Below are 13,224 nucleotides of genomic sequence, written 5' to 3'. Positions count from 1 at the left end.
TTTCAGTCTAATAATTTCCAAGGATTTTCAGGTTCAGTGCTTCTTCCCTCAGTCCACGGATCGCATTTTTCACTGCGGCATCTGCCAGATTTCCTTCAAAGTCCACAAAGAAACGATATTCCCAGCTTTTTCCTTCTACCGGCCGGGATTCGATCTTTGTCATGTTCAGGTCATTGTAAATAAAATGGGAAAGCAGATGGTACAACGATCCACTCTCATGCGGTATTTCAAAGCAAATACTGATCTTGGATGCATTTTTCAGGAATACCTTCTGGTTCGTGACAATGATAAATCTTGTACTGTTGTCAGATTCGTCATTGATCTCTCTTGCCAGGATATCCAGTCCGTAAAGCTCTGCTGCATATTCGTTGCAGACAGCTGCCTGCGTGGTATCCTGTTCTTCCATCATCTTCTTGGCCGCCATAGAAGTATTGGCAACACTGATCTGCTGCCAGGTTCCGTGTTCATCCAGGAAATGGGATGTCTGCATCAGTCCCTGTGGATGTGAATACACTCTTTCAATGCTGGAAAGTGTAGTTCCTTTCACTCCGGCAAGCATATGCTTAATCGGAAGGACCGTCTCTCCTACAATGTAATTTTCAAATTCCACCAGAAGGTCATACACCTGTGTCACCGGACCTGCGGAAGAATTTTCAATTGGAAGGACTGCATAATCTGCGCTTCCCTCTTCAATTGCTTCCATTGCATCACGGAATGACGGTACATGGAAGTTTTTCACATTTTTCCCAAAATATTTTAACATAGCTGCCTGATTGTTGGCTCCTTCCACTCCCTGGAAGACCACACGTGTACCATCAAGATCCAGCTGCTCCAGTCCGATAAAAGGAAGTCTTCCCAGAACTCCTTCCTCAGAAAGACGCTGGTACTGCAGCTTTCTGCTCATGCTCATCAGCTGTTCAAAAAGCTCCCGGATCCCTTTTTTGTTAAAATCTGTAGACACCTTTTCCGCTACCGCTGCCAGTTTCTCATTCTCTCTTGTCTTATCAAATACCTTGCGGCCATTTTTTATCTTATATTCTGCAACACCTTCGCAGACCTTCATACGTTGTTCATAAAGCGTGGTGATCTGGTCATCGATCACATCCAGCTCTTTTCTCATCTCTTCCAGACTCTGCATTGTCCCACTCCTTATCGTTTTATCCTGATGTCTTTTTTACGCTGACATTACTAATTTTTCATTATAATATATTTTTTCCCTAAAATCTACATTTCTTCGCAAACCCGTCCAGAAAAAACATGTAAAACTTGGTTGAAATACCCCTGCTTTTGTTATATTATAGATAAAGAATATATGAACCCGCACATTTTCTGCGGTTATTTTTAAGGAGGTTTCTTATGAGACATTTAATGAGTCCTTTAGATTTTTCTGTGGAAGAGCTTGATAAGCTTATGGATCTTGCAGGTGATATCGAAGCTCATCCGGAAAAATATGCACATGCCTGCGCAGGCAAAAAGCTTGCCACTTTATTCTATGAGCCAAGTACCCGTACCCGACTGAGTCATGAAGCAGCAATGATGAATCTCGGTGGTAATGTACTTGGCTTTTCTTCAGCAGCTTCCAGCTCTGCTACCAAAGGGGAAAGTGTAGCAGATACGATCCGTATGGTTTCCTGCTATGCAGACATCTGTGCGATCAGACATCCAAAAGAAGGTGCACCGATGGTTGCAGCCCAGCACTCTTCAATCCCGGTGATCAACGCAGGTGATGGCGGACATCAGCATCCTACCCAGACACTGACTGACCTTTTAACCATCCGTTCTTTAAAAGGACGTCTGAACAACCTGAAGATCGGACTCTGTGGAGACCTCAAATTCGGTCGTACCGTACATTCTCTGATCAACGCCCTGGTGCGTTATGAAAACATTGAGTTTGTATTAATTTCACCAGAAGAGCTCCGTCTGCCAGGTTATGTACGCAAAGATGTACTGGATAAGAAAAATATTCCATACAAAGAAGTGGAACGTCTGGAAGATGCCCTTCCGGATCTCGATATTCTTTATATGACACGTGTGCAGAAAGAGCGTTTCTTCAACGAAGAAGATTATGTCCGTATGAAAGATTTCTACATCCTGGACAAAGAAAAAATGGAGCTCGCGCCAAAAGATATGCTGGTTCTCCATCCACTTCCGCGTGTCAATGAGATTGCTGTTGAAGTTGATGATGATCCGAGAGCCGTTTATTTCAAACAGGTACAGTATGGTGTCTATATCCGTATGGCACTGATCCTGACACTTTTGGATATTCATGTAGATTAAGGGAGGCGAAAGACATGGTTGAAAACACACTGAACATCGGGAAAATTTCAGAAGGCTTCGTACTGGATCACATCCAGGCCGGAAAAAGTATGGATATCTACAAATATCTGAATCTGGATCAGCTCGACTGCTGCGTAGCCATCATCAAGAACGCAAAGAGTAACAAGATGGGAAAAAAGGATATCATCAAGATTGAATGCCCGATCGATATTATTGATCTGGATATCCTTGGTTTTATCGATCATAATATCACAGTAAATATTATCGAAGATTCCAAGATTGTTGAGAAAAAGGAACTGAAACTGCCATCTGAGATCAAGAATGTGATCAGATGCCATAATCCGAGATGTATTACTTCGATTGAACAGGGACTGGATCATGTGTTTGTACTGACCGATCCGGAGAATGAAGTATACCGGTGCAAATACTGTGAGGAGAAATACAATAGAAAGCGGGGATAGATTCCGGCTTTTGAATAGTTAGGCAAGGGGACGCCGTGAAAAAATAAAATATCCTCTCCAGATTCTATGTGCAAATCATTCCGATGAGCCTCTGAAAGCGAAAATTATGTCAGCAAAGGCTTCCATAATTTTTAAGTCTCATCTCCATTGCACATACATGAATCTGGAGAGGATATTTTATTTTTCCACGGCTGTTTGTTAACCATTTTCCACAACTGAAAATCCATGCTTTTGATAAAATGGAACGTTATTTTTATCCTTCGGCATTCCTCAATATACAAAAAGTTGTTAGTAAGATCCAATTAAAAATTTTTTCTTGTTGTTCACAGCAGGTGCTGCGAAAATTCCCTTGATTTTAAAACAAATCCAGCATATTATCCAGATACAATTCTTCTCTCACATGCAACTGATATTCCGGCTTTGTCATATAATACAGTAGAAATTCCAGAACCAGCGCACTTCCAAGTCCCCTGCCTTCGATCTTAAAATTTGTAAATCCCATCGGTAAATAAATATTTTTGATGTCATCCACGCTGATAAATCCTGGATTTGTCATTGCTTTTGAAAAACGGTAGCCTTCTTTCGCATTCGGCGCAGTACATCTGTGTTCCTCTCCATCTTCTCCAAGATTTTTCCGGCTCACATCTTCATAACATCGCTTTCTGTCCCTGCAGCCGAACCAGCAGCATTCATTACACAGAAATTCGACTTTATCCTTCTGACCTTCTGATAATGTATTCCATTTATCCAGTACCTTATTCAGACGGAAATCCGGCACGACATACCGGAAATCCTTTCTCTGTATTTCCCGCAGACACTCCTGAAACTTCGTCAGAACCTTCGTGGTAGATGAAACAAAATATAATCCGGGATAATTCTTTTTCAAATAATCCAGCAGCAGATCCGAATACACGATCACACCGTTTTTCTTCCCTGCACTTTGTTCAAACAACACACAAAGCTTATTGCATCTCTGATCCGCAAGATGCTCTTCTCTAATCAATGAATTACTAAATGTCAGGCGCGCAGAAATTCCATACTCCTGCGTAAGTGTAAACACTCCTTCCGGATCTGCTTCTCCCGCCTCCACGCGTCCACCGCCCCACAGACAGTCCTCGGGTGCTCCATAAACAGAACCGATTTCACACCAATCGTAAAAATACTCTCTGTGTGTATAAAATAGTGGCAGAAACATCCTGTACAATTCATAAAATTCAAACAAGCCCGGAAGGTGGTAATATGCCACATTTCTCTTTTCCTGACTTTGAAAACGATCATTACTCATTTGACACTCCTATATAGCTTTAATACCCCTAAAATTACCATATTTTTCAGACGATTGTCAAACTATCTTCACGCTATTTTATTTTTCATTCCATCCGAGAAATCATCCACACAATACTACGATATCATCAAAATGTTTCTTGCCGCCTGCTTCGCATCTGGTGTATAGTAAAATTAATTATTTTAAAGAATCGGGGAATGAGTTATGAATTACGCATTTACAAACGGAATTATTCTGGACGGCACCAGAGACATGAAGCCACAGACAAACCTCTGTATTCTGGTCCAGGATGGCAAAATTAAAGACATTGTACCAGATACCACGGATCTTCATGATTACAAAATTGTTGATCTTCACGGGCACTATATTCTTCCTGGTCTGATCAATATGCACGTTCACCTTGCCGGAAGCGGAAAGCCACAGAAAAAGCAGCGCGATAACGAGAAGCTGGTAAATATCATCATGAGTTCTTCTCTTACCCGTACAATCGCCTATAAGATGGTAGCCGGATTTGCAAAGGATGAGCTGCTTGGCGGTGTCACAACAATCCGGACCGTCGGAGGACTTGGCAGCTTCGACACCCGGCTGCGTGACGAGATCGAAGCCGGAACCAAAACCGGACCGCGTATCCTTGCTTCCAACCAGGGAATCTCGGTTCCGGGTGGGCATATGGCAGGATCGGTTGCTGTTGCCGCCTCCTCCATTTCTGATGCGCTTGCACACCTTGAACAGTCCGAGAAGGAAAAGGTCGACCTGATCAAACTCATGATCACCGGAGGCGTATTAGATGCCAAAGAAAAAGGCGTTCCGGGTGAACTGAAAATGCCGCCGGAAATGGTTCGTGCTATCTGTGAAAAAGCGCACGCCGACGGTTATCTGGTTGCTGCCCACGTCGAATCTCCGGAAGGTGTCCGCGTCGCTCTGGAAAATGGTGTTGACTCCATCGAACACGGTGCAAAACTAAGCGAAGATATGATAAAACTGTTCAAGGAACGGGATGCATTCCTCTGTACCACGATTTCACCGGCTCTGCCTTATGCGCTCTTCGACCGCTCCATTACCAACGCAACCGAAGTCGAACAATATAACGGAAATGTTGTTTTTGAGGGAATCGTTGACTGTGCCAAAGCTGCTCTTGCAAATGATATCCCGGTTGTTCTCGGCAATGATGTCGGCTGCCCGTGGATCACACAGTATGATTTCTGGCGTGAACTTTATTATTTTCACAAATATGTGGGTGTTTCCAATTCTTTTGCCATTTATACGGCAACAAAGAGGAGTGCCGAGCTTGCAGGGATCGGAGATCTTACCGGTTCGATTGAAAAAGGTAAATTTGCAGATCTGATCGTGACAGCGAAGAATCCACTGGAGGATCTGAAAGTACTGAGGAATCTGGAAATGGTGGTTGCAAAAGGGAATGTGATCGAACATCCAACGGTTAAGAAGAGGAAGAATGTTGAAGCGGAACTGGATAAATTTTTGTAAACGGTAAGGGACGCCACACCAGACAAAATATCCTCTCCAGATTCTATGTGCAAGGCATTCCGATGAGCCTCTGAAAGCGAAAATTATGTCAGCAATGGCTTCCATAATTTCTGAGTCTCATCTCCATTGCACATACATGAATCTGGAGAGGATATTTTGTCTGGTGTGGCTGTGTACCTGGTTAACGAAAATTTATCCGTGTTTTCTTCAATTTTTTCCTGTTATACTGCAAAAAAGAATCTGTATACTTCAGAAATATGAGTACAGATTCTTTTCAAAATTTCTCAATAAAAAATTAAAAGCAAGCAAAACGATAAGCCGGGTTATGTCGTGGACGTTCATCTATCCAGTTCTGTTGTTGCCAGCAGACTCAAGCGACCAACCTGAAGCATGACGGGCCGCCATAACACTTCTTTTCGGTCTTGCTTCGGATGGGGTTTACATATGCCCTGTATGTTACCATACAGGCGGTAGTCTCTTACACTGCCCTTCCAACCTTACCTGCATCTGCAGGCGGTATATTTCTGTTGCACTATCCTTAGAGTCACCTCTACCGGACGTTATCCGGCATCCTGCCCTGTGAAGCCCGGACTTTCCTCGTCTGCGGCCTTTCGGCACTTGCATCCGCGAACGTCTGTCTTACTTGCCTTAGATACTTTATCACATTTTTTTATCAGTGTAAAGGGAATTCTTCTACACGCCCGGATCAATCTGCAGCTCATTTCCATCGGCTGCTGTTGTTGCCAGAGTATCGCACCGCTCATTCTGCGGGTGTCCGTCATGTCCTTTTACCCAGTTGAAGTTCACCTGGTGCGGTTTTTTGGCTTCCAGTAGGCGCTTCCACAGATCGGTATTCTTAACAGGTTCATTCTTCCCACGCTTCCAGCCTTTTTTGATCCATCCTTCGATCCAGTGCTGGTTAAATGCATTAACTACATATTGGGAATCCGAATAAAGCTCTACCTCACATGGTCTGTTGAGAGCTTCCAGTCCACTGATAACGGCCATCAGTTCCATCCGGTTATTCGTTGTCCGCACATAACCGCCGGAAAGTTCTTTGACATGAAGTTCTCCCTTTGGATCCACATATTCGAGAACAACGCCATATCCTCCCGGTCCGTCCGGATTGCCTCTTGCTGCTCCATCTGTATAAATACTGACTTTCATAGTCTGTCTCCTTATCATCATCCGGTCTGCATCCGTCCATTTTTCTATCTTAGAAAATATGTCCGTCCAAAACCGGTTATAAATTCAATTCAAATGTCTGTCCCATTTCCCGGATCCGCATGATCTTGTCCCTGTACAGCTCTGATACTTCCATTCCGGCAAGCCTGTCCTGTACCTCATACTTTTTCCACATATGCATCGGAAAGACGATTTTCGTATCCGTATGCCGCATAAACCAGTCAAAGCCCCAGCAAAACTGTTCTTCCTGCCTCGGATCAAGCACAACAAATGCAAGATCGATCTTTTCCCCGGCAAGTGCTTCGATCTCCTTTTTATAATCACCTCGCATCATCCGGTTATACGCATCGTCTTCTTCTTCCCAATGCCACCAGTTCAGATCCCCTGCATGGTAAATCGTCCTGTCTTCACATTTTATAAGAAAGGCAACTCCTTCATCTGTTGAACGCAGACTGCGTACCTTCGTATCCCCGACAGTGATCTCGTCTCTTTTCCTCATAAAATGTTCAGATATACGCTGTTCTTTTTTTGCGATTCCGATATCCTTTGGGAAAATATACTCCACATCCGGATACATCTCCTCCAGCTTCAGGATCTCCCTGTTAAAATGATCCGGATGGGAATGGCTGGCAAATACCAGCAGCTTTTTCGCCGGATCAAACTCCGGCATCGCTCCTTCATAATAGTCAAATAAGAGAATGTGGGATTCCAGTTCTACTGAAAATCCACTGTGTCCGATATACGTCACTTTCATCTTTCTGCCTACTCCTCAACATCATCATGTTCGCCGGCTGCTGTCTCTGTCGCATAAACGATCTCCGGAAGAACATATTCCAGACACTCCTTGATAACCTTCTGACTTCCCGGAAGATTGACGATCAGGGATTTGCCACGGATACCTGCCGTCCCTCTCGTCAGCATTGCCCGCTTTCTGGTGCGTGTCATAAAAAGACGCATCGACTCTCCGATTCCCGGAATCTCCCTGTCAACCACTGCCTTTGTTGCTTCCGGAACACAATCCTCTTCTCTGCATCCGATCCCTCCAATTGTAAGGATCAGATCTGCCATCTGTGCATCAGCGATCTTGGCAAGGATCTTGCGGATCACTTCCTTATCATTCGGTACCGGCTGTACAAGTTCCGTCTTAAAGCTGACCTGAGCGAGCACTCTTTGCACGATTGGCGAACAGGTGTCATCCTTCTGTTTTCTGTATATCATGGTGTCTGCTGATACAATTGCTACTTTCATAGATGTCCCTCTTTTCTTTTCTCCTGACGTATAGATTCCATGACCGGTCTTCTGACCTTTTTTCATGAAATATATCCCCTAACGTATAGACTTTAGTATAACATACTCCCCAATTGCCATGCAAGTTTCCCACCGGCAATCGAAATGATTTAAGAAAAATTTTAGATAATGATGCATACCATACCCCCGGTGCTGTCATTCACTATTTTCTGCATTGTATCCTGCAATTTTGCCTGACTCTCATCTCCGATCATGGCGATCTTATTTTTCATTCCATCCATTACCAGTTCTTCGATCGATTTTCCGAAAATATTGGTTCCCCATACACCTTCCGGACTCTTTGCCGCCTCGCTGATATAATTTACCAGATCCTCCGCCTGCTGCTCATTTCCCACAATTGGTGCGATCTCAGTCTCGATATTTGCCCGGATCATATGGATAGACGGTGCCTCGGAATGGATCTTTACTCCGTATTTATTGCCCTGCCTGATCACCACCGGATCATCCAGCCGGATTTCTTCCCTGGTGGCGCTGACCACACCATACCCTTTCATCTTGACTGAGGCGAGCGCATCTTTGACCCCTTCATATTCCTTCTGGAGCATGGCAAGGTTCCGCACGGTATGGATCAGGTCATATTCCCCGCTGATCTGTGTTCCGGTCAGCTCACTTAGCATTTCATAATAGCAACCATCTTCCACCTTGATCTCCACCGAGATTTCACCATTATCCATAGATACACCCGTTACATTTACCGCATTTATGTATGTAGCCTGCTCCGGTTTTTGAATCTCCATCGCATCCCGGATCTCCCCGATCCCACTCATGACCTCTCTTGCATAAGACACAAGCTCTTCCCGGACCTTGTGATCCTTTGGAAGCATTTCCACCCATTTTGGAAGGAAAAATTTCACTTCTGTGACCGGAAATGCAAACAGCACCTGTTCCATGATCCGGTGGATATCTTCTTCCCTAAGCTGCTCACAGTTGACCGGAAGTGCTGTCACCTGATATTCTCTTCGGATTTCTTCTGCCACATTCTTCGCCTCTGTACTGTATGGTTTCCTGGTATTTACCAGAACCACAAATGGCTTGCCGATGCTTTTCAGCTCCTGGATCGTTTTCTTTTCTGCTGCCCGGTAGCTTTCCCGGAGAAGCTCTCCGATACTTCCGTCTGTCGTTACAACAATCCCTATCGTCGAATGATCATGGATCACCTTTTTGGTTCCGATTTCTGCCGCTTTTGTAAATGGGATTTCCTTCTCATTCCACGGTGTTTTTACCAGACGCTCTTCCCCGTTTTCCAGGTGTCCGGACGCGCCATCTACCATATAACCGACACAGTCGATCAGACGTACCCGGACACTCACATCCTTCGCGAGTTGGATCTTGGCCGCTTCCTTTGGCACAAATTTCGGCTCTGTTGTCATAATACTCTTTCCAGATGCAGACTGCGGAAGCTCATCCACCGTCCGCTCTTTCGCATGCTCATCCGTCATTTTCGGCAGTACCAGTACATCCATAAACCGTTTGATAAAGGTTGATTTGCCACTCCGCACCGGCCCTACCACACCCAGATAGATCTCTCCATTCGTCCGGCACTGCATATCCTTGTATAAATCAAATGTATCCATACACTGTCCCCCTTTGATTGCTGATACAGTGTATGCCGTCTTTTTTCAGTTTAGAACCACTATACTGTCAGTTCACTTTTACTTTCTTGCCAGTATTTCCAAAATCGGGTATGATAAATAATAGTGAAAAAAGGAGGTATCCTATGCACGTAGGAAGAAAAGCACAGAAAAGAGAAAAAAAAGCAATGTCCGTCTCTCTGTACGGGAATCTGTTTTTTGTCATCGTTGAGATCGTCATGGCGATCTACACCAGTTCCCAGGCAGTTCTTCTGGACGCAGTCTATGACGGAGTCGAGTTCTGTATGCTCCTGCCGTCGCTTTTTCTGATCCCGCTGCTTTACAAGCCATCAAATGAAAAGCACCCCTTTGGCTACATGCAGATTGAATCCATGTTCGTCGTCGTCAAGGGAATCACTATGACCGGCGTTACCCTCGGACTGATTCTGAACAATATCGAAATCATGATCCATGGTGGCAGAAAAGTCGCTTTTGATACCATTGCCTGGTTTGAGTTATTTGCATTTTTTCTGGGAATTACCGTATCCATTTACCTCAAATATAAAAACCGTATGATGGATTCCCCAATGATCACAATGGAAATGGAAGGCTGGAAGATCGACAGTATTGCCTCTTTCGGTATGGCAATCGCCTTCTTCCTTCCGGTTCTGCTTCCATTTTCCTGGTTCAAACCCATAACACCTTATCTTGACCAGATCATTACCGTCACCCTGTCCATCTTTATGCTGCCGACACCGATAAAGACGGTAATCACCGGACTTCGGGATCTGTTCCTGATCCCGCCGGAGGAAGAGACAGTTGATGAGATTAAAGAAACGATCGAACCTGTTCTGAATGCCTATGGTTACAAAAAACTCTACTATGACATTCTCCGTACCGGAAGAAAGCTCTGGATCAGTGTTTACATCACCTTTGACAAAGATCTTGTATCCATTACCCGGTTTAAGATTGTACAGAATTTCTGTATCCAGGCTCTGGCAAAAAAATATACGGATTTTTATTTTGAACTTCTGCCGGATATTGTATTTACCACGGATGATGAGGCATTGACCAATCATATCGTAAACCAGTCGGAAGAAGTGGATCAGAATGCAGAATCTGCAGACTGAATTATCTGATCTTTATTCTTTAAAAAATACTCATTTTCTAAGAAAAGCTGCCTTAATCGGCAGCTTTTCCTTTTAATTCTCTGATTGGATTTTTGATAAATTTTATGTACTGCTTTCTCAGCCATTCGATCAGCTTCGTCAGATACCGAAGTACCGGCTCAGTCGCAATAGAGAATACTACAAAAAGCATAATGCATTTTCTGGACATTCCCGTAATCGCAAATAACTGTGGCAGGAAGATACTGCATCCTAATAGTCCGATCACACATCCGATCCAGACGATCATACGCAGTGCATTCATCGGCTGGCAGATCCGGTAAAGGATCATGAATCCGACAATTGCAAGCAACATCGTCGCCGCTGTAGAAATATCTTTGGATGCAACTCCGAACGTCTGTCCAAACACAACCAGCGCACCAACTGCAAGTACATCTGTAAGTCCTGCCGGAAGTGCCTTTAAGAACACATTGGTCAGGAAATGTCCCTTGATGATATCCCGGTTCGGCTGCAGTGCCAGGAAGAATGCCGGAATACCGATCGTATACATGCTGATCAGCGATACCTGGGATGGCTCCAGCGGATAGGTAATCATAAAGACTGCCGAGAAAATTGCAAGCAGGAAGGAAAAAATATTCTTCACCAGGAACAGACTCGCTGAACGCTGAATGTTATTGACAACTCTTCTTCCTTCCAGAACGACCTCCGGCATCCTTGAAAAATCGGATTCCAGAAGTACCACCTGGGACGCCTGGACCGCCGCATCGCTTCCCGATGCCATTGCCACCGAACAGTCTGCATCCTTCAGGGCAAGTACATCATTCACACCATCACCGGTCATAGCGACCGTCATTCCCTGCTTTTTCAGTGCCTGCACAAACTGTCTTTTCTGTTCCGGGATTACCCTTCCGAAGACCGTATATTTGCTCACCGCAAGGGCAATATCTTCTTCGGTCTTTAATGTTCCCGCATCCACGTAATTCTCTGCGCCTTCAATTCCGGCCTGCTTCGCAGTCTCCGATACGGTGATCGGATTATCACCGGAAATAACTTTTATCGCAACACCCTGGTCCGCAAAATATTTGAAAGTCGCAGGTGCTTCTTCCCGGACTTTATTGAGAAGGAGGACATAGCCAAGCGGCGTTACCGTTCCAGTCAGCGGCTTGCCATCCGGCTCTCCATCATAGCTTCCAAATACCAGTACACGGAATCCCCTGGACGTATACTGTTCAATTCTTCCCTGATACTTTGTATAATCCTCACGCAGGACAAATTCCGGTGCACCGAGCACATATGCCTGATCTTTGAAAATTACTCCGCTGTATTTGACTGTGGAAGAAAAAGGAATCACTTTTTCCGGTACTTTTTCTGAATGCTCTGTAAAATGTTCTTTCATCGCACGCATCGTACTGTTATCCGCGTCCATTCCTTTGACAAAATCGCCGATCATCCGGTTCAGATCCGGCATCTTTTCTTCGTCATAGGCCTTGGCTTTCGCCACTTCACTGACACACATACTATCTTCCGTGATCGTACCTGTCTTGTCAACACAAAGCACATTCACCCTCGCCAGAGTCTCGATACTTTTCATATCATGGAGCAATACCTTCTTCGATGCAAGACGCATTGCGCTTACCGCAAGTGCCACGCTTGCAAGAAGATATAATCCTTCCGGGATCATGCCGATCACTGCAGCAACCATGGAGATAATACTCTGCCGGAAGCTGTCGTGATTATAGAAATAACTCTGCACAAACAAAATGATTCCTATCGGAATCAGTGCGATTCCGACTATTTTTACCAGCTTGTCCAGGGAACGGATCATCTCCGACTGTTCCCCCTGCTGCATGGCTTTTGCTTCCAGAGTCAGCTGTGAAATATAGGAATCTGCTCCCACCTTGTCCAGACGCGCATGACAGCTTCCTGATACCACAAAACTACCTGACATCAGACGGTCTCCACGCTTTTTCGTGATCTCATCGGATTCACCGGTAAGTAAAGATTCATTGACCTGAACCTCGCCAGCCTCAACAACCGCATCTGCACAGATCTGATTCCCCGCACGAAATACAACAATGTCGTCCACAACCAGCTGATCCGCCTCCAGATTCAGCGATACCCCTCCACGGATTACTTCTGCGTGCGGTGCATTCAGCATGGTCAGCCTATCCAGTACTTTCTTAGAGCGGATCTCCTGAACGATCCCGATCAGTGTATTGCAGATGATGACCGGCAGGAATGTCAGGTTTCGAAAAGAACCTACCAGGCACAGCAGAATCGCCAGAATCAGAAAGATCAGGTTGAAATAGGTAAATATATTATTATGAACGATCTCTTTTGTCGTAAGTCCCGGCGAGGCAACCTCATCATTGGTCCAGCCATTCTCTTCTCTTATCCGGATCTGCTCGGGATTAAGACCTACCCGGTAGTCCGGAACCACACGCTGGATCTCGCCGCGAACGACCTCTTCCTCTTGTGTTTCTTTTTCTTTTTTTCCGAATTTCATACAAAAAATCCTCCTGTAT

Annotated in this window: 11 protein-coding genes and 1 other RNA gene; 4 read left to right on the top strand and 8 right to left on the bottom strand. The window is 44.8% G+C overall.

The window, feature by feature from the left end:
• Positions 1 to 7: 7 nt before the first annotated feature.
• Positions 8 to 1,138: a prephenate dehydratase gene (pheA, locus tag G4407_RS03370; protein ID WP_173687746.1), complete on the bottom strand. Its 1,131-nt coding sequence runs from the start codon at positions 1,136 to 1,138 to the stop codon at positions 8 to 10.
• A 218-nt stretch (positions 1,139 to 1,356) separates the two neighbouring features.
• Between pheA and pyrB the strand changes: the two genes are divergently transcribed.
• Positions 1,357 to 2,277, top strand: coding sequence for an aspartate carbamoyltransferase (gene pyrB, locus G4407_RS03365; RefSeq protein ID WP_173687745.1), 921 nt, complete (start codon positions 1,357 to 1,359; stop codon positions 2,275 to 2,277).
• Positions 2,278 to 2,291: 14 nt separating this feature from the next.
• Positions 2,292 to 2,738, top strand: coding sequence for an aspartate carbamoyltransferase regulatory subunit (locus tag G4407_RS03360; RefSeq protein WP_173687744.1), 447 nt, complete (start codon positions 2,292 to 2,294; stop codon positions 2,736 to 2,738).
• A 355-nt stretch (positions 2,739 to 3,093) separates the two neighbouring features.
• Here G4407_RS03360 and G4407_RS03355 read toward each other — a convergent pair whose 3' ends face one another.
• Complete coding sequence (locus tag G4407_RS03355) at positions 3,094 to 4,023, bottom strand: hypothetical protein (RefSeq protein WP_173687743.1); 930 nt, start codon at positions 4,021 to 4,023, stop codon at positions 3,094 to 3,096.
• 204 nt (positions 4,024 to 4,227) lie between these two features.
• On the opposite strand from G4407_RS03355, the gene G4407_RS03350 reads away from it, so the two are divergent.
• A complete protein-coding gene (locus G4407_RS03350; RefSeq protein WP_173687742.1) occupies positions 4,228 to 5,508 on the top strand; it encodes an amidohydrolase family protein in 1,281 nt (426 codons plus the stop codon).
• Positions 5,509 to 5,806: 298 nt separating this feature from the next.
• Here the strand turns inward: G4407_RS03350 and rnpB are convergent.
• From rnpB to spoIVA, 5 genes are all read right to left on the bottom strand, one after another.
• Positions 5,807 to 6,154: RNase P RNA component class A (gene rnpB, locus G4407_RS03345), an RNA gene on the bottom strand.
• Positions 6,155 to 6,201: 47 nt separating this feature from the next.
• Entirely contained in the window at positions 6,202 to 6,675 is a 474-nt protein-coding gene (gene rnhA, locus G4407_RS03340) for a ribonuclease HI (protein ID WP_173687741.1), read from the bottom strand.
• A 76-nt stretch (positions 6,676 to 6,751) separates the two neighbouring features.
• The gene (locus G4407_RS03335; protein ID WP_173687740.1) at positions 6,752 to 7,447 is read right to left on the bottom strand and encodes an MBL fold metallo-hydrolase; all 696 of its coding nucleotides are present in this window, start codon (positions 7,445 to 7,447) and stop codon (positions 6,752 to 6,754) included.
• A gap of 8 nt (positions 7,448 to 7,455) precedes the next feature.
• Entirely contained in the window at positions 7,456 to 8,007 is a 552-nt protein-coding gene (locus G4407_RS03330) for a MogA/MoaB family molybdenum cofactor biosynthesis protein (protein WP_243259188.1), read from the bottom strand.
• A gap of 95 nt (positions 8,008 to 8,102) precedes the next feature.
• On the bottom strand, positions 8,103 to 9,575 hold the full coding sequence (gene spoIVA / locus G4407_RS03325; protein WP_173687739.1) for a stage IV sporulation protein A: 1,473 nt from the start codon (positions 9,573 to 9,575) through the stop codon (positions 8,103 to 8,105).
• Positions 9,576 to 9,718: 143 nt separating this feature from the next.
• On the opposite strand from spoIVA, the gene G4407_RS03320 reads away from it, so the two are divergent.
• Entirely contained in the window at positions 9,719 to 10,702 is a 984-nt protein-coding gene (locus tag G4407_RS03320) for a cation diffusion facilitator family transporter (protein WP_173687738.1), read from the top strand.
• Between the two features lie 52 nt (positions 10,703 to 10,754).
• Here the strand turns inward: G4407_RS03320 and G4407_RS03315 are convergent, their stop codons facing one another.
• A complete protein-coding gene (locus G4407_RS03315; RefSeq protein ID WP_173687737.1) occupies positions 10,755 to 13,205 on the bottom strand; it encodes a cation-translocating P-type ATPase in 2,451 nt (816 codons plus the stop codon).
• Positions 13,206 to 13,224: the final 19 nt, after the last annotated feature.

The organism is Allocoprococcus comes (genome assembly GCF_013300725.1).
Lineage (GTDB): Bacteria > Bacillota > Clostridia > Lachnospirales > Lachnospiraceae > Allocoprococcus > Allocoprococcus comes_A.
Note: the sequence above shows the minus strand (reverse complement) of the source record. Positions and strands in the feature narration are given on the sequence as shown.

Coding starts and splice junctions, on each gene's coding strand:
- pheA (WP_173687746.1), bottom strand. CDS start 1,138: ATGCAGAGTCTGGAAGAGATGAGAAAAGAGCTGGATGTGATCGATGAC.
- pyrB (WP_173687745.1), top strand. CDS start 1,357: ATGAGACATTTAATGAGTCCTTTAGATTTTTCTGTGGAAGAGCTTGAT.
- G4407_RS03360 (WP_173687744.1), top strand. CDS start 2,292: ATGGTTGAAAACACACTGAACATCGGGAAAATTTCAGAAGGCTTCGTA.
- G4407_RS03355 (WP_173687743.1), bottom strand. CDS start 4,023: ATGAGTAATGATCGTTTTCAAAGTCAGGAAAAGAGAAATGTGGCATAT.
- G4407_RS03350 (WP_173687742.1), top strand. CDS start 4,228: ATGAATTACGCATTTACAAACGGAATTATTCTGGACGGCACCAGAGAC.
- rnhA (WP_173687741.1), bottom strand. CDS start 6,675: ATGAAAGTCAGTATTTATACAGATGGAGCAGCAAGAGGCAATCCGGAC.
- G4407_RS03335 (WP_173687740.1), bottom strand. CDS start 7,447: ATGAAAGTGACGTATATCGGACACAGTGGATTTTCAGTAGAACTGGAA.
- G4407_RS03330 (WP_243259188.1), bottom strand. CDS start 8,007: ATGAAAAAAGGTCAGAAGACCGGTCATGGAATCTATACGTCAGGAGAA.
- spoIVA (WP_173687739.1), bottom strand. CDS start 9,575: ATGGATACATTTGATTTATACAAGGATATGCAGTGCCGGACGAATGGA.
- G4407_RS03320 (WP_173687738.1), top strand. CDS start 9,719: ATGCACGTAGGAAGAAAAGCACAGAAAAGAGAAAAAAAAGCAATGTCC.
- G4407_RS03315 (WP_173687737.1), bottom strand. CDS start 13,205: ATGAAATTCGGAAAAAAAGAAAAAGAAACACAAGAGGAAGAGGTCGTT.